Annotated in this window: 12 protein-coding genes; 3 read left to right on the forward strand and 9 right to left on the reverse strand. The window is 71.2% G+C overall.

The annotated features are described in order from the left end of the window. Positions 1–403 precede the first annotated feature (403 nt). Positions 404–3,019 (reverse strand): ABC transporter permease/substrate binding protein, encoded by a 2,616-nt coding sequence (locus tag SAM23877_RS07780; RefSeq protein ID WP_053128265.1) that lies wholly within the window; start codon positions 3,017–3,019, stop codon positions 404–406. Next, complete coding sequence (locus tag SAM23877_RS07785) at positions 3,012–4,097, reverse strand: quaternary amine ABC transporter ATP-binding protein (RefSeq protein ID WP_053128267.1); 1,086 nt, start codon at positions 4,095–4,097, stop codon at positions 3,012–3,014. The genes SAM23877_RS07780 and SAM23877_RS07785 overlap by 8 nt, the downstream gene beginning before the upstream one ends. Positions 4,098–4,388: 291 nt before the next feature. Between SAM23877_RS07785 and SAM23877_RS07790 the strand changes: the two genes are divergently transcribed. Together SAM23877_RS07790 and SAM23877_RS07795 are read left to right on the forward strand one after the other, a co-directional pair. Then, positions 4,389–5,294: a 5'-3' exonuclease gene (locus tag SAM23877_RS07790; RefSeq protein ID WP_079030656.1), complete on the forward strand. Its 906-nt coding sequence runs from the start codon at positions 4,389–4,391 to the stop codon at positions 5,292–5,294. A gap of 219 nt (positions 5,295–5,513) precedes the next feature. After that, a complete protein-coding gene (locus SAM23877_RS07795) occupies positions 5,514–6,359 on the forward strand; it encodes a siderophore-interacting protein (protein ID WP_053128271.1) in 846 nt (281 codons plus the stop codon). 224 nt (positions 6,360–6,583) lie between these two features. Here the strand turns inward: SAM23877_RS07795 and SAM23877_RS07800 are convergent, their stop codons facing one another. Next, positions 6,584–7,165, reverse strand: a complete 582-nt coding sequence (locus SAM23877_RS07800; RefSeq protein ID WP_053142260.1) for a GNAT family N-acetyltransferase — start codon at positions 7,163–7,165, stop codon at positions 6,584–6,586. Positions 7,166–7,269: 104 nt separating this feature from the next. Between SAM23877_RS07800 and SAM23877_RS07805 the strand changes: the two genes are divergently transcribed. Continuing rightward, positions 7,270–8,232, forward strand: a complete 963-nt coding sequence (locus tag SAM23877_RS07805) for an RluA family pseudouridine synthase (RefSeq protein WP_053128273.1) — start codon at positions 7,270–7,272, stop codon at positions 8,230–8,232. On the opposite strand, the gene SAM23877_RS07810 is transcribed toward SAM23877_RS07805, so the two are convergent. The 6 genes from SAM23877_RS07810 to SAM23877_RS07835 form a co-directional block, all read right to left on the reverse strand. Then, on the reverse strand, positions 8,226–9,716 hold the full coding sequence (locus SAM23877_RS07810) for a cytochrome P450 (RefSeq protein WP_053128275.1): 1,491 nt from the start codon (positions 9,714–9,716) through the stop codon (positions 8,226–8,228). The genes SAM23877_RS07805 and SAM23877_RS07810 overlap by 7 nt on opposite strands. A 66-nt stretch (positions 9,717–9,782) precedes the next feature. After that, entirely contained in the window at positions 9,783–10,403 is a 621-nt protein-coding gene (locus tag SAM23877_RS07815; protein WP_053128277.1) for a GTP-binding protein, read from the reverse strand. Continuing rightward, the gene (locus SAM23877_RS07820; protein WP_053128279.1) at positions 10,384–10,800 is read right to left on the reverse strand and encodes a DUF742 domain-containing protein; all 417 of its coding nucleotides are present in this window, start codon (positions 10,798–10,800) and stop codon (positions 10,384–10,386) included. The genes SAM23877_RS07815 and SAM23877_RS07820 overlap by 20 nt, the downstream gene beginning before the upstream one ends. Next, complete coding sequence (locus SAM23877_RS07825) at positions 10,797–11,174, reverse strand: roadblock/LC7 domain-containing protein (RefSeq protein ID WP_370466402.1); 378 nt, start codon at positions 11,172–11,174, stop codon at positions 10,797–10,799. Before SAM23877_RS07825 ends, SAM23877_RS07820 begins: the two co-directional genes overlap by 4 nt. A gap of 26 nt (positions 11,175–11,200) precedes the next feature. Further along, complete coding sequence (locus SAM23877_RS07830) at positions 11,201–12,823, reverse strand: sensor histidine kinase (protein WP_053128281.1); 1,623 nt, start codon at positions 12,821–12,823, stop codon at positions 11,201–11,203. Between the two features lie 368 nt (positions 12,824–13,191). After that, a complete protein-coding gene (locus SAM23877_RS07835) occupies positions 13,192–16,044 on the reverse strand; it encodes a DEAD/DEAH box helicase (protein WP_079030073.1) in 2,853 nt (950 codons plus the stop codon). Positions 16,045–16,085 lie beyond the last annotated feature (41 nt).

The following is a 16,085-nucleotide window of genomic DNA, read 5'->3' on the forward strand; positions in this document are numbered from 1 at the left end:
TCGTCGTGCCGCCGCGGTGCCCTGGACCGGGCGCCGTTCTCCTGTTGAGTTCTCTGCACCCTACGCATGTTCGGCAAACCGTTTCATGCGGCCGTCACATCGATGTCACGGTGCGGTGGCCGCGACCTCACAGTTCTCGCCATCGCGCGCCCCGACCGTGGACGGGTGGCGGCACCTTACCGGTTCAAGGCGCGGGCGGCCCTCCGTGTTCCCGCCAGCCGCTCCGGCCCCGGTGCACGGAGGCCAGGGCAGGGGGTGGCGCTCCGTGGTTGTCCAAATCCTTACGGTGCCCCGCCCGGACACGCCCCGAGGGGTGGGCCGGCGCGCCTCCTGACGGAGCGCGTCGGGCCCACCCCTCGGAGTGGTCGGTACGGCGGTGCCGCACCGGTGTCGTGTCGTCGTGCTACTGCGGGGTCATCCGGTCGACCATCTCCGGGTGCTCCTTCAGCCAGGCGGCCACGGCTTCCTCCTCGTGGCCCTGCCCGCGGTCCTTGATCTCGGCCTCCAGGGTGCCGAGCTCGTCCTCACTCATGTGGAAACCCTTGATCCACTTGGTGAGCTGCGGGTACTGCTCGGGGAACTTCTTGCTGGAGATGGTGCGGATCGTGTTGCCCTCGCCGAAGGCCTTCTTGGGGTCCTTCAGCTTGGTCAGCTCGTAGTCGCTGTAGGCCCAGTGCGGGGACCACAGGGTGACCGCGACCGGCTCCTTCTTGGCGTAGGCGCGCTTCAGCTCGGCCAGCATCGCCGGCGTGGAGCCGTCCACGATCTCGTACTCGTCCTCCAGGCCGTAGCCCGGCAGCACCTCGTCCTTCGCGAGCTGCATCTCACCGGTGCCGGGCTCGATGCCGATGATCTTCCCGTCGAAGAGGTCGGCCTTGCCCTTGAGGTCCGCGAGGGACTTGACGTCCTTCACGTAGGAGGGGACGGCGATCTCCAGGGAGGTCGGCTCGTACCAGGTGCCGAGGTCGGTGAGGTTGTCCTTGTTCTTCTCCCAGTAGTTCTTCTGGGCGTGCGGCAGCCAGGCGTCGAAGTTGAGGTCGAGGTCGCCGGAGGCCAGGCCGGTGTAGACCGGGCCGACGTCCATCTGCTTCAGGTTCATCTTGTAGCCGCGACGCTCCAGGACGTTCTTCCACAGGTAGGTGACGGCGACGTCCTCCTCCCACGGGAACCAGGCCACGTCCAGGGTGCGCTTCGCCTCGGCCGGGGTGCCGCCGGCGCCACCCTCGACCGGGGCGAGCTTGTCGACGAGGCCCGGGTTGCTCTTCAGCCAGGTGCGGACGGCGTCCTGCTGCTTGCCCTTGCCGGCCTTGTTGATCTCGGCCTCGAGGCTGGTGAGCTGCTGCTCGGTCAGCTTGAAGTCCTTGAGCCACTTCGCGGCGGTGGGGTCGTCGCCGGCGAAGCCCTTGCGGGACAGCGTGTGCACGCCGTCGCCCTCGCCCCAGGCGCCCTTCGGGTCCTTCAGCTTCTTCAGGTCCAGGTCGTTGTACGCCCAGTGCGGGGACCAGAGCGTGACGACGATCGGTTCCTTCTTGCTCATGGCCCGCTTCAGCTCGGCCAGCATCGCCGGGGTGGAGCTGTCGACGACCTTGTACTCCTCGTCGAGGCCGTACTCCTTGGCGACCTTGTCCTTCAGCAGGGCCATCTCGCCGGCGCTGGACTCGATGCCGGTGATCTTGCCCTTGAAGAGGCCGGCCTTGCCCTTGAGGTCCGCCAGCGAGTTGATGTCCTTCATGTACGCGGGGACGGTCAGCTCCAGCGAGGTCTCGTCGTACCAGGAGCCGAGGTCGTCGAGGCGGTCGCCGTACTTCTTCCAGTACTGCTCGTGGGTGGTCGGCAGCCAGGAGTTGGTGACGACGTCGATGTCGCCCTGCGCGAGCGAGGTGTACAGCGGCCCGGCGTCGAACTGCTTGGCCTCCACCTCGTAGCCGCGCTGTTCGAGCATCTCCTTCCAGAGGAAGGTGGACGCGACGCCCTCGTCCCACGGGACGTAGCCGAGGGTGACCTTCTTGCCCTGACCGACGTTCTTGCCGTCGGCGACGCTCTCGGAGTCGCCGGAGCCGCCGAACATGCCCATGCCGCCGGCCACCAGGGCCAGGATCACGACGCCGATCACGGCGACCTGCGGACGGGGACGGTAGGACCAGATCTTCAGGCCGCCCGCGGCCCGCGCCTTGGCGGCGGCGCGCCGGCCCAGCGGCGATACCTGGGTGCCCAGGGCGCTGGTCATGCGGTCCAGGTAGATCGCCAGGATGACGATGGCGACGCCGGCCTCGGAGCCGAGACCCACGTTGAGCTGGCCGATGGCCTCGTTGACGTCGCCGCCGAGGCCGCCGGTGCCGACCATGCCGGCGATCGCGGCCATGGACAGGCCGAGCATGATGACCTGGTTGACGCCCGCCATCACCGTCGGCAGGGCCAGCGGGAGCTGGACGCGCAGCAGGGTGTTGCGGGGGGTGGTGCCGAAGGCCTCGGCGGCCTCGACCAGTTCCTTGTCGACCTGGCGGATGCCCAGCTCGGTCATGCGCACGCCGGGGGCGAGCGCGAAGATGAGGGTGGCGACGATGCCCGCGGAGGCACCGGTGCCGAAGAACAGGATCGCCGGGATGAGGTAGATCATCGCGGGCAGCGTCTGCATGAAGTCCAGCACGGGCCGCACGAGGCCGCTGACCCGGTCGGAGCGGGCGGCCCAGATGCCGACGGGCACCGCGATGACGAGCGCGATGATGGTGGCCACCAGCACCAGCGCCAGGGTGATCATCGCGTTCTCCCACAGCTCCATGGAGATGATGAACGCGAATCCCAGGAAGGTGAGGACACCGGCGACCGTGCCGCGCAGCCAGAAGGCGATGATCGCGAAGATGCCGACGAGGAGCAGCGGTTCGGGCGCCTGGAGGACGGCGTTGATGCCGTCGTAGGTGCCGGTGAAGACGGTCTTGAGGAAGTCGAAGAGCCACGCGACGTGTCCGAGCAGCCAGTCGACCGCTTCGTTGACCCAGTCGCCGAGCGGGATCCTAGGCACGGGCCATCACCTTCTCGCCGCCCTTGTCGCGGGGGGAGTCGCAGGTGCCGGCCTCGGCCTGCTCGTCGCCGAGGAAGCCGATGAGGCGCCGGGAGGGGACCACTCCGACGAGGGCGCCCTCGTCGACGACCGCCACGGCGTGCGGGACCCGGGCGCTGATGGCGCACAGCTCGGTGAACGGCGTCTCGGGCGTCGCCGTCTCACAGGTGCAGTCGGCCTCGTCGCCGCGCACGTCGGTCTCCATGACCGCGCGGGCGGTGAGGACGCGGGAGCGGTCGACGTCCTGGGTGAAGGAGGCGACGTAGTCGTTGGCGGGGCGTATCAGGATGTCCTGCGCGGTGCCTATCTGCACGATCTCGCCGTCGCGCATGACGGCGATGCGGTCGCCCAGGCGCATGGCCTCGTTGAGGTCGTGGGTGATGAAGACGATGGTCTTCTTCAGGGTCTTCTGCAGTTCGAGCAGCTGGTCCTGCATGTCCCGGCGGATCAGCGGGTCGAGGGCGCTGAAGGACTCGTCCATCAGCAGCAGGTCGGCATCGGTGGCGAGCGCGCGGGCGAGGCCGACGCGCTGCTGCATACCGCCGGACAGCTCGTCGGGCCAGGACTTCTCCCAGCCGGCCAGGCCGCACAGGGCGAGCGCCTCGTCGGCGCGGCGTTCGCGCTCGGCGCGGGGCACGCCCTGCACTTCGAGACCGTAGGCAGCGTTGTCACGGACGCTGCGGTGCGGGAACAGCGCGAAGTGCTGGAAGACCATGCTGATCTGCTGGGAGCGGACCTCGCGCAGCCCGCGGTCGCCGAGTTCCGTCAGGTCCTGGCCACCGAAGCGGACGTGCCCGGCGGTCGGCTCCAGCAGACCGTTGAGCATGCGCAGCAGCGTGGACTTCCCGGACCCGGAGAGCCCCATGACGACGAAGATCTCGCCGGGCTCCACGGTGAAGGACGCGTCGATGACGGCGGCCGTGGTCCCGTCGGCCCGCAGTTCCTCCCGGTCGGCACCCTGGCGCAGTCGTTCGACTGCCTGGTCCGGTTTTCTGCCGAACACCTTGTACAGGTTCTCGGCCTCTAGCCTCGCTGACACGCTTACCTCTTGGCTCGGGGGCAGGGACAGGGGCGCGAAGACTCGTTGGCACAAGGACCCGTCGAAGCGGGGGACTCGTCGATCCGAGAACCCGTCGGTCCGAAGACTCGTTGATCCGAAGACTCATTGATCCGAAGACTCTCTAACAGTTGAATGCATCAACCAGCTTCGGCCCGGAAGCGCACCTGCCCCCTTGCCCCCGACCCAAACACAAGAGTGACCCAGTTCACATGACCTCCACCGTGCACCCCCGCCGCCTGCGGCATGATGCGAGGCGTGACCGGACGACTGATGCTTCTCGACACCGCCTCCCTCTACTTCCGCGCCTACTTCGGGGTGCCCGACTCGGTGAGGGCCCCCGACGGCACGCCCGTCAACGCCGTACGCGGACTCCTGGACTTCATCGACCGCCTGGTGAAGGACCACCGGCCCGACCAGCTGGTCGCGTGCATGGACGCCGACTGGCGTCCGCAGTGGCGGGTGGAGCTGATCCCCAGTTACAAGGCGCACCGGGTGGCCGAGGAGACGCCGCAGGGCCCGGACACCGAGGAGGTGCCCGACACGCTCTCGCCGCAGGTACCGGTCATCGAGGCCGTGCTCGACGCGCTCGGCATCGCCCGCGTCGGCGTGGCCGGGTACGAGGCGGACGACGTCATCGGCACCTACACCGCGCGGGCGACGGGTCCGGTCGACATCGTCACCGGCGACCGGGACCTGTACCAGCTGGTCGACGACGCCCGGGGCGTGCGCGTGCTGTACCCGATCAAGGGCGTCGGCACCCTCGCCCTCACCGACGAGGCCGCGCTGCGCGAGAAGTACGGCGTGGACGGCCGCGGCTACGCCGACCTGGCGCTGCTGCGCGGGGACCCGAGCGACGGCCTGCCCGGCGTCGCGGGCATCGGCGAGAAGACGGCGGCCAAACTGCTCGCGGAGTTCGGCGACCTGGCGGGCATCCAGGCCGCCGTGGACGATCCCAGGGCGAAGCTCACCCCCTCGCAGCGCAAGCGGCTGACCGAGGCGCGGCCGTATCTCGCGGTCGCCCCGAAGGTCGTCCGGGTCGCCGACGACGTCCCGCTGCCGGACGTCGACACGACGCTGCCCGGCGCCCCGCGCGACGCCGCCGCCCTGGAGGGACTCGCGGCCCGCTGGGGCCTGGGCGGCTCGCTGCAACGGCTGCTGGCGACGCTCGCGGCCTGAGCCGCGCCGCGCGCGGGAGCACCACCCGCGCGGCCCGCGCCGTGCACGGGAGCGATGGCCACGCGGCGAACCGGAGCCCCGGCAGGAGAAGCCGTACGCCGCAGGCGGGGTACGCGGGTCTCGGGGAGTGCGCCGCCACGAGGCGACGGAGAAGGCGGGGATGCTAACTTAGGTAAACCTAAGTCACGATGCCCTCACGTAGGGAGCAGGGAGGCCGTCATGGCAGACCGTCCGGGACGCAAGCCGCGCAAGCCGCACACCGCACAGGTCGTCCGCACCGAGCGGCTGACCCCGCACATGCAGCGCGTGGTGCTCGGCGGTGAGGAGCTCGCCGGGCTGCCGGCGGACACCTGCACCGACCACTACGTGAAGCTTCTCTTCGCCGCCGAGGGCGTGACCTACCCGGAGCCCTTCGACATGGAACGGATCCGGGAGGAGTTCCCCCGCGACCAGTGGCCGGTCACCCGGACGTACACCGTGCGCCACTGGGACGCGGAGCACCGCGAGCTGACCCTGGACTTCGTGATCCACGGCGACGAGGGACTGGCCGGTCCCTGGGCGCAGCGCGTCCGGCCGGGTGAGACCGTCCGCTTCATGGGCCCCGGCGGCGCCTACGCGCCCGATCCCGCCGCCGACTGGCATCTGCTGGCCGGTGACGAGAGCGCGCTGCCCGCGATCGCCCGGTCCCTGGAGGCGCTGCCCGACGGCACCCGCGCCTTCGCGTTCATCGAGGTCGACGGGCCCCAGGAGGAGCAGAAGATCGACTCCGACGTGGAGGTCGTCTGGCTGCACCGCGGAGACCGTCCGGTGGGGCAGGCCCTGGTCGAGGCCGTACGCGGCCTGGACTTCCCCGAGGGCCGGGTGCACGCCTTCGTGCACGGCGAGGCGGCCTGCGTGAAGGAGCTGCGCAAGCTGCTGCGGGTGGAGCGCGGGATCCCTCGCGAGGACCTCTCCATCTCCGGTTACTGGCGCCTCGGCCACAACGAGGACGGCTGGCAGGCCTCGAAGCGGGACTGGAACGCCCGCATCGAGGCCGAGCAGGAAGGCGCCGCGCCGGCCGCCTAGCACGGCCACCGGTTCGGACCCCGGCGTCGCACCGCGCGGGCCGTACCAGCGCGGCTCCCCGGCCGGGTCACGCGGCGCGCACTCCCGCTCACGGCGCGGCACGGGGGACGCACAGCGCGCGGGCTCGCCGGCGAGCGGGCACGCCGGCATGCGGCCCGCCAGCGCATGTCGCCCGGCACGTACGGCACACGGCGCTCGGGCGCCGCCTGCGCGTACGTACCTGCTCAGTCGCCGCGTACGCGTGCGTGCAGGTGCATGTCGTGCCAGCCGTCGGGATGGAGCAGGGCGCTGCGCTTGGTGCCCTCCAGGGTGAACCCCGCCTTCCGGGCGACCCGGCAGGAGGCCTCGTTGGCGACGGCGTGGCTCAGTTCCAGCCGCTGGAAGCCGATCTCGTCCAGGGCCCAGCGGGCGAGCGCCTGCGTGGCCCGGGCGGCGACACCCCGGCCGCGGGCCGCCGCCGTCGTCCAGTAGGCGACCTCCGCCACCCCGTCGCCGAGCGCTATCTCCCGCAGCGCCACCCGCCCGAGCAGCCCTTCGCCGGCCGCGTCGGCGACCGCCCACTGGACGGCCCGCTCATGCTCCCAGGCCTGCTGCCACTCGGCGATCCAGCCGCGCACCTCCTCCTCGGAGTCGGCGGTACGGATGTGCCACTGGTGCATCACCGGGTCCTGGAAGGCCGCGTGGACGGCGGGCGCGTCCTCGGCGCGCCACGGGCGCAGGACCAGTCCGTCGCCGGTGGGGAGCGTGGGCTGCGGAGTACGGGAGAGGGTGCCGGCGGGCAGCACCGGGTGGGTCAGATAGGGCATGGTCCGCATCCTGCCAAGGCTCCGGCCGCCGGGCCCGGCGTTTTCCGGTGCCGCGGGGCCCGGCGTTTTCCGGTGCCGCCCGCCGCCTCGTACGCTGGCAGACGATGAGACGCCGTACGCCTCCCCCGCCCTCGCCCCTCCCGCAGCGCGACGGGATCGATCCGGTGCGGGTGCGGTTGCCCCCGACCGGACCGTGGACCACCGTGCGGGAGCACCTGGCGGAGCGGCTGTCCGGCGCGGGCGCCGACGTCGTGGACGGCATGTTCGACGCCGGCCTGTTCGTGGGGGCGGACGGACGGGCGGTGCCGGCCGACGCGCCCTACGAGCCCGGGCTGTTCGTGTGGTTCCACCGCGACCGGCCGGCCGAGGTGCCGGTGCCGTTCCCCCTGGAGATCGTGTACCGCGACGAGCACATCGTCGTCGTCGACAAGCCGCACTTCCTGGCCACCACCCCGCGCGGCGGCCACGTCACCGAGACCGTGCTCGCCCGGCTCCGCAGGGAGCTGGGCATCCCGGCGCTGGGAGCCGCGCACCGCCTGGACCGGCTTACCGCCGGACTCGTCCTGTTCACGGTGCGCCCGCAGGAGCGCGGCGCGTACCAGGGCCTCTTCCGTGACCGGCGGGTGCACAAGGAGTACGAGGCCGTTGCGCCCCACGATGCCGCGCTCGCCCTCCCCCGGACCGTGCGCAGCCGCATCCTCAAGGTGCGCGGAGTGCTGGCCGCGCAGGAGATCGAAGGGGAGCCGAACGCCGTGAGCCACGTCGAGCTGATCGCCCACCGGCCGGGCCCGGACGGGGAGCTGGGGCGGTACCGGCTGGTGCCCGGCACCGGGCAGACCCACCAGCTGCGTGTCCACATGACCTCGCTCGGCGTGCCGATCCTCGGCGACCCCCTCTACCCCGAGGTGACCGCCGCCGTGCCGGCCGGTGACTTCCGGCGCCCGCTGCAACTGCTGGCGCGGGAACTGGGGTTCACCGATCCGGTCACGGGACGGGAGCACCGCTTCCGCAGCGGACGGTCCCTCGCCGCCTGGACGGCGTACGAGGACTGGGCCGGCCGTCAGTAACCGCGCCACCAGAGCAGGAAGCGCTGCCAGGCCCCGCGGGGCCGGGGTTGCTCGGGCACCGGCTGGGGCCGCGCGGCCGCCAGCGACACGGGTTCGGGCGGTCGCGGCGGAGCCTGCGGTGCGGGCCGCTCCTCCGGGCGCGGGATGCCGACGTGCCAGGCGGTGCGCTGAGCCGGGGCCGGAGCGTGGCTCGGCTGCTGCCTGATGTCCTGCTGCGCCTTGGGCTCGAACCGCACCGGCAGCTCCACCAGGTGCCGGGAGGCGATCGACGACCGCCACTGGAGGTCGTCCTCGTCGCAGTCGAGCTGGACATCCGGCAGTCGCATCAGCAGCGCGTCGATGCCCGCGTCGGCGATGGCCCGCCCGATGTCCTGGCCGGGGCACTCGTGCGGGCCGCCGCCGAAGGCGAGGTGGGCGCGGTTGCCCTGCATGCTCGCCGCCAGGTCGGGACGGATGCGCGGGTCGACGTTGCCCGGCGCGATGCCGAGCAGCAGTCCGTCGCCGGCGCGGATGCGCTGACCGCCCAGTTCCGTGTCCTGCTTGGCGAAGTAGGCGAAGACGGTGCTGAACGGCGGCTCGTCCCACAGGGACTGCTCGACCGCCTCGAAGACGGTCATCTGGCCGCCGCTGAGCTGGGCGCGGAAGCCCGGATGGGTGAGCACCACGCGCAGCACGTTGCTGATGAGGTTGACGGTCGCCTCGTACGCGGCGAGGAGGACCAGCCGCAGGTGCTCCCTGACCTCGTCGTCGGTGAGCCCGGCGGGGTGGGTGACGAGCCGGCCGGCGATGTCGTTCTCGGGCCGCTCCCGGCGCTCGGCGCTGAGCCGTCCCAGGGACTCCATGAGGTAGGCGTGGCTGGCGATCGCGGTGTCGGTGCCCTTGAGCGTGTCCCGCGCCGCCTCCACCATCCGGTCGTTGTACTCGTCCGGCATGCCGAGGAGGTGGCACATCACCCCCATCGGCAGGTGCTCGGCGAACTGGCCGACGAGGTCGGCGCGGCCCTCCTCGCAGAACCGGTTGACGAGGCGCTGGGTGTAGCGCTTGATGTGGCGGCGCAGTTCCCGGTAGTCGAGGCCGGCCATGGCGCCCATGACCGCACCGCGCAGCCGCTTGTGCTCCTCGCCCTCGGCGTGCGAGCAGATGGGCTGCCAGGCGATGTGCGGCATGAGCGGGTGGTCCGGCTTGACCATGCCCTCGTTGAGCGGGGTCCAGATGCGGCTGTCGCGGCAGAACTGGGTGGGTGTACTCACCATGTGCAGGTTCTCGGCGTGGCCGAGCACGACCCACATCGGCACGTCGTCGTGGAGCAGCGCCGGCGCCACCGGTCCGTGCTGCTCGCGCAGCTTCTCGTACAGCTCCTCCAGGTCGTCCGCCTCGTGCAGCCGGTGCAGTCCGCCCGGTCCGAGGCCGTGCGCGGGACAGCCGGGCGGCGGTTCGAGCAGGGGGTCGCCCGTTCCGGTCAGGGAGTGGCGTTCAGGCGTCACAGTGTCGCTCCGCAACAGAAGTGTGGGTTCAGGGGTGGGGGTTCGGGAGGGGTGGGCCGCGCCCGGTCAGGTGAGCGCGCCCTTCATGGCCAGGGAGTGCAGGAAGCGCATCAGGGTCAGCAGGACGTCCCGGCTGGAGGCCCGGCGCCGCACGTCGCAGTCGAGGATGGGGATCTCCTCGGGCAGGTCCAGGGCCGTGCGCAGTTCCGCGACGGGATAACGGGGCGCGTCGGGGAAGGTGTTGACGGCCACCACGAAGGGCACGCCACGCTCCTCCAGACGCCCCATGACGTCGAAACTGACCTCCAGGCGGCGGGTGTCGACGAGGACCACCGCACCGAGGGCACCTTCGAACAGGCCGTTCCACAGGAACCAGAAGCGCTCCTGGCCGGGCGTGCCGAAGAGGTACAGCACCAGTTCGTCGGTGATGCTGATGCGGCCGAAGTCCATGGCCACCGTGGTGGCCGTCTTGGAGGCGGAGCCGTAGTTGTCGTCGACGCCGATGCCGGCCTGGGTCATCGTCTCCTCGGTGGTCAGCGGTCTGATCTCGCTGACCGAGCCGACCATGGTGGTCTTGCCGACTCCGAAGCCGCCCACGATGACGATCTTCACGGCGGCCTCGGCCGTGTGCGGCAGCCGGTCCTCCGTCCGCGGGCCCGGGATCGTGTCAGAGTTTTTGAAGTCCATGCATCACCGCTTCGAGGAGGGTTCGGTCGGCGACCTTCTGGCGGACGATCGGGGCGCGGGCCTGCACCAGTTCCGCGGCCAGCAGGTCGGTGAGCAGCACGGACACCACGCTGAACGGCAGGCTCAGGTAGGCCGACAGCTCGGCTACGGACAGCGGGGCGACGCACAGCCTCAGCAGGGCGGCCTGTTCCGGGGTGGCGGACACCGGCGGTTCGGCGAGGGCCACGATCAGCGTCACCAGGTCGAGGTCGGCGCGCTCGCCGCCCCCCTCGCCGCCGATGACGAACAGCCGCTCGGGGTTGCGGATCTCGCCTTCCTTGGGGGGCGGGTCGGGGGCGGGAGACGCCGCGGACGGCTGCTGCCCCGGGGATCGCCTCTGGCGTTGGGGAGGAGTCATACGGTCTGCCCGTTGCGCCGGGCGGGACTGGTGAGATGGGGTCCGATCCGGGCGACCAGGTCCGCCATGCTGAGGCCCATCCGGCCGGGCTCGCAGCGGACGTCGGAGAGCACGGCGAGGTAGGCGTTGGGGCCGGCGGCCATGAGGTAGAAGTAGCCGCCGTTCATCTCGATGAGGACCATCTTCATGTCGCCGTCGCTGGTGGGGATCTCCTGGGCGACCGCGCCCGCCAGGCTCTGCAGGCCCGCGCAGGCGGCGGCGACCCGGTCGGCGGCGTCCGGGTCACCGGAGTAGCGCGCGATGCGCAGGCCGTCGGCGGACAGCACCACGATCATCTCGATGCCCGGAACACCGTCGTAGAGATCCTTGAGCATCCAGTCGAACTTGCCTTGCTGCTCGATCACTTGAGGTTCCCCTCGTCGTCGGCCGGGGCATGGGCCGGCTCGTTGCTGCTGGACTGCTGGTGGGCCTGGGTGATGCCCGGGTACTGCTTGAGGCCCTCCCAGAAGGCCCCGATCCAGTGCCCCGGCGGGAGTTGCTCGGTCTCCTCCTGCACGGGCTCCGGGGCCGCGGGCGCCGGGATGCCCTTGCGGGCGCGCTCGGCGGCCAGACGGGCCTCGCGCTCGGCGTCCTCCCGCTCCCACTGCGCCTGTTCGGCCAGGCGCTGGCTGAGCGGCATCTTGACCCGGCTGCGGCGCTGCGGCAGGCCGCCTGCGGTCCACTCGGTGACCTCGGGCACGTCGTCCTCCAGGGAGACGCCGGCCGGGATGCGGGGGCTGGTGGGGCGGCGCTTCTTGGGCCGGCGCTCGGGGCCGGGCAGGGCGTCCGGGCCCGGGGTGGGGATCGAGGTGGCGCCGATGCCGTGGGCGAGTCCGACGCCGGGCTCGGTCGTCATCATCTTGCTCGGCACGATGAGGATGGCCCGCACCCCGCCGTACGCGGAGGCCCGCAGCGAGACGTCCATGCCGAACTGCGTGCACAGCCGGCCCACGACGGACAGGCCCAGGCGCGGGTGGTGGGCGAGGTCCTGCACGTCGGTGCCGCGCTTGGCGTCCTCCAGCAGGCCCTCGATGCGCGCGCGGGACTCCTCGCTGAGGCTGACGCCGGCGTCCTCGATCTCGATGCAGACGCCGCTCTGCACCTCGGTCGCCGTGACGTGCACCTTGGCGCCGGGCGGCGAGTAGCGGGTGGCGTTGTCGAGGAGCTCCGCCGCGGCGTGGATGACCGGCTCGACGGCGGTGCCCTTGATGTTGACCTTGGCGATGGAGGCCAGGTTGATCCGGCCGTACTGGAGGATCCGGGACATCGCGCCGCGCAGCACGCTGTAGAGCGCCACCGGCTCGGGCCACTGGCGTCCGGGCCGGCCGCCGCCGATGACGGAGATCGAGTCGGCGAGGCGGCCGATCAGCGCGGTGCCGTGGTCGATGCGCAGCAGGTCGTCGAAGACCTCGGGGTTGCGCCCGTGGTCCTCCTCCATCTCGCGGAGTTCCTTGTTCTGCTGGTGGACGATCGCCTGGACGCGGCGGGCGATGTCGACGAAGGAGCGCTCGGCGGACTCGCGCATGGAGTCCTGGTGGTCGACGATGTCGCACACCATGCGGATCAGCTTGCGCTGGGGCTGGCCGAGTTCGGTGTAGGCGGGGTTGACCTCGGGGAGGCGGCGCATCACCTCTTCGGGTGTGCTCCCCGTGCGCATGAAGTCCAGCACGTCCGGCAGGACGACCTCGCCGAGGTACACCATCTCCTCGTGGTGGCTCGCCACCCGGTGTTCCAGATACGCGGTGTGACGGGCGTGCTCGGCGCGCAGGGCGCGCAGCGCACGGCCGCGGCGTACCACTTCGGTCGCCGCCACGATCACCAGCAGCGTGGCGACCACGCCGCAGAGGCCGACGGCGAGCCGGGCCGGTTCCGTCACCAGGGCGACGGCGGCCCCGGTGGCCGCGGCCATCAGTATGGCCGGCAGCAAGAGCGTGCGCGCGTACGGAAGTCCGCTGCGACCTGGAGGGGAATCGACACTCACCATGTAGGCCCTCTGAAAACGAATCGGCGGGGATGGGGGAGCTTGCGACGGGGTATCTCTGGGAGTTGTCGGTATCTTCGGCGCATTGGGAACAAGCACGCGAATACACCTCAACTCGGTGCGCTGCGGGCGAGCTTAGTCCGGGGGGATCATCGCCGTGTCATATTCAGCAAGCACCTGAAACGGGCACCGGGGCTGGAGTAACCTCGGACCCATTTACACGCCCGGGAGTCATTCGAACACATGGAGTAATGCCCTCCGAGTGTGCGAGAACAACTCACCGTGACGAGCGAAGAAGGCGCCGCGAGCTGCGCCCGGGACGCGAAGAGGCCCGGCGGAGAGCCGCCGGGCCTCTGGGAGGGACGCGGGGGTCAGCCCACGGACGAGTAGGCGACCACCCCGCGCAGCAGTCCGTCGACCGCCTTGCGCGCGTTCTTCGGCACCGTCGAGCCCTCCCGGGGCGCGGCGGCCGAGATCTGGCCGAGGACGTCGATGACCTGCTTGCACCAGCGCACGAAGTCACCGGCCGGCATCTCCGCCTCGCGCAGTACCTCGTCGAGGCCCTTGCCGGACGCCCACATGTACGCGGCCCAGGCGAAGCCGAGGTCGGGTTCGCGCTGGCCGACGCCCTCGGTCTGGCTGATCCGGAAGTCCTCCTCCAGGGCGTCCAGGCGGCCCCAGATGCGGACCGTCTCGCCGAGCGCGGCCTTGGCCTTCCCAGAGGGCAGCTTCGGCGCCATGGCGTCGTCGGCGGCCCGCGACTCGTAGACCAGCGCGGAGACGCAGGCGGCCAGCTCGGCCGGGGAGAGCCCCTCCCAGACGCCCTCGCGCAGGCACTCGCTCGCGAGCAGGTCCAGCTCTCCGTAGAGCCGGGCGAGGCGCTTGCCGTGCTCGGTGACCTCGTCGCCGCGCAGGTAGTCCATCTCCGTCAGCAGCGCCACGATCCGGTCGAAGGTGCGGGCGATGGTGTTCGTCCGGCCCTCGATCCGGCGCTCCAGCTGCGAGGTGTCGCGCATCAGCCGGTGGTAGCGCTCGGCCCAGCGGGCGTGGTCCTCGCGGTCGTCGCAGCCGTGGCAGGGGTGGGCGCGGATCGCCTTGCGCAGCTGGGCGATCTCCCGGTCGTCGGCCGCCTGGGAACGCTTCTTGCGGGCCCGCTCCGGCGGGATGTGCCCGGCCTTGGTGCGCAGCGCGGAGGCGAGGTCGCGCCGGGACTGCGGCGAGCGCGGGTTGAAGGACTTCGGGATGCGCATCCGCTCCAGCGCCTCGACCGGCACCGGGAAGTCCATCGACGCCAGCCGCTTGACCTGGCGCTCCGCCGTCAGCACCAGCGGGCGGGGGCCGTCGTGGTGCTCGAAGCCGCGGTGGCCGTTGGACCGCCCGGCGGGCAGCCCGGGGTCCAGCACCAGGGCGAGGCCTGCGTACTTGCCCGTGGGGACGTGGATGACGTCGCCGGGCTTGAGCTTCTCCAGCGCGACGGCGGCCTCGGCGCGCCGCTCGTTGGCACCCTGCCGGGCCAGCTCGTTCTCCCGGTCCTTCAGCTCCCGGCGCAGCCGCGCGTACTCCTCGAAGTCCCCGAGGTGGCAGGTCATGGAGGCCTTGTAGCCGTCGAGGCCCTCCTCGTTGCGCTGCACCTGCCGGGAGATGCCGACGACCGACTTGTCCGCCTGGAACTGCGCGAAGGACGTCTCCAGCAGCTCCCGCGAGCGGTGCCGGCCGAACTGCTCGACGAGGTTGACCGCCATGTTGTACGACGGCCTGAAGCTGGAACGCAGCGGGTACGTGCGGGTGCCGGCCAGTCCGGCGAGGTGCTCGGGGTTCATGCCGCGCTGCCACAGCACGACGGCGTGTCCCTCGACGTCGATGCCGCGCCGCCCGGCCCGGCCGGTGAGCTGCGTGTACTCGCCGGGGGTGATGTCGGCGTGCTGCTCGCCGTTCCACTTCACGAGCTTCTCGAGCACCACCGAACGCGCGGGCATGTTGATGCCGAGGGCGAGGGTCTCGGTGGCGAAGACGGCCTTCACCAAGCCGCGGACGAACAGCTCCTCGACGACCTCCTTGAAGGTCGGCAGCATGCCCGCGTGGTGGGCCGCGATGCCCCGCTCCAGGCCCTCCAGCCACTCGTAGTAGCCGAGGACGTGCAGGTCCTCGGCCGGAATGGAGGACGTGCGCTCCTCGACGAGGGAACGGACCCGCTCCCGGGCGTCCTCGTCGTTGAGCCGCAGGCCCGCGAAGAGGCACTGCTGGACGGCGGCCTCGCAGGCGGCGCGGCTGAAGATGAAGGTGATCGCGGGCAGCAGCCCCTCGGCGTCGAGCCGCTCGATGACCTCCGGCCGGCTCGGCGTCCAGATGCGGGAGCGCTGCCGGCGCTCGCGCTCCCGGTCGGCCTCCTTCATGGCGCGGCCGCGCCTGCGGTCCTGGTAGGACGGGCGGCTCGCCTCCAGGCGCGCCATGCGCGTGAGGTCGGGGTTGACGGCCCTCTTGCGGCCCTCGCCCTCCTCGAACAGGTCGTACATCCGGCGGCCGGCGAGCACGTGCTGGAACAGCGGCACGGGCCGGTGCTCGGAGACGATCACCTGGGTGTCGCCGCGCACGGTGTCGAGCCAGTCGCCGAACTCCTCCGCGTTCGACACGGTCGCCGACAGTGACACCAGGGTCACGGACTCGGGGAGGTGGATGATCACTTCCTCCCACACGGCCCCGCGGAAGCGGTCGGAGAGGTAGTGCACCTCGTCCATGACCACGTACCCGAGGCCGAGGAGGGTCTGGGAACCGGCGTACAGCATGTTCCGCAGGACCTCGGTGGTCATCACGACGACCGGGGCGTCGGAGTTCACGCTGTTGTCGCCGGTGAGCAGGCCCACGCGGTCCGCGCCGTAGCGGCGGCACAGGTCGGCGTACTTCTGGTTCGACAGGGCCTTGATGGGCGTCGTGTAGAAGCACTTCTTGCCCTGCTCCAGGGCGAGGTGGACGGCGAACTCGCCGACGATCGTCTTGCCGGAGCCGGTGGGCGCGGCCACCAGCACGCCCTTGCCCGCCTCGAGCGCCTGGCAGGCCTCGATCTGGAAGGGGTCGAGGCCGAAGTCGTACATCTCGCGGAAAGCAGCGAGCGCGGTGGCCTGCTCGGCGGCCCGCTGACGGGCTGCCGCATACCGCTCGGCCGGAGAGAGATCCTCTGTCATCGTGCTTTCGAGCGTACCGGGCCGCACTGACAACAGGACGATCATTATCGGGATCGGTCCTGTGAGGGGTTCCGGGGGAGATTCCG

This window comes from Streptomyces ambofaciens ATCC 23877 (assembly GCF_001267885.1).
Classification (GTDB): Bacteria; Actinomycetota; Actinomycetes; order Streptomycetales; family Streptomycetaceae; genus Streptomyces; species Streptomyces ambofaciens.

Bases quoted from the DNA above. Each gene is read 5' to 3' on its own strand.
- SAM23877_RS07830 (WP_053128281.1), bottom strand. From the start codon at position 12,823: ATGGTGAGTGTCGATTCCCCTCCAGGTCGCAGCGGACTTCCGTACGCG.
- SAM23877_RS07825 (WP_370466402.1), bottom strand. From the start codon at position 11,174: ATGCTCAAGGATCTCTACGACGGTGTTCCGGGCATCGAGATGATCGTG.
- SAM23877_RS07835 (WP_079030073.1), bottom strand. From the start codon at position 16,044: ATGATCGTCCTGTTGTCAGTGCGGCCCGGTACGCTCGAAAGCACGATG.
- SAM23877_RS07815 (WP_053128277.1), bottom strand. From the start codon at position 10,403: ATGGACTTCAAAAACTCTGACACGATCCCGGGCCCGCGGACGGAGGAC.
- SAM23877_RS07800 (WP_053142260.1), bottom strand. From the start codon at position 7,165: ATGCCCTATCTGACCCACCCGGTGCTGCCCGCCGGCACCCTCTCCCGT.
- SAM23877_RS07820 (WP_053128279.1), bottom strand. From the start codon at position 10,800: ATGACTCCTCCCCAACGCCAGAGGCGATCCCCGGGGCAGCAGCCGTCC.
- SAM23877_RS07790 (WP_079030656.1), top strand. From the start codon at position 4,389: ATGCTTCTCGACACCGCCTCCCTCTACTTCCGCGCCTACTTCGGGGTG.
- SAM23877_RS07795 (WP_053128271.1), top strand. From the start codon at position 5,514: ATGGCAGACCGTCCGGGACGCAAGCCGCGCAAGCCGCACACCGCACAG.
- SAM23877_RS07805 (WP_053128273.1), top strand. From the start codon at position 7,270: ATGAGACGCCGTACGCCTCCCCCGCCCTCGCCCCTCCCGCAGCGCGAC.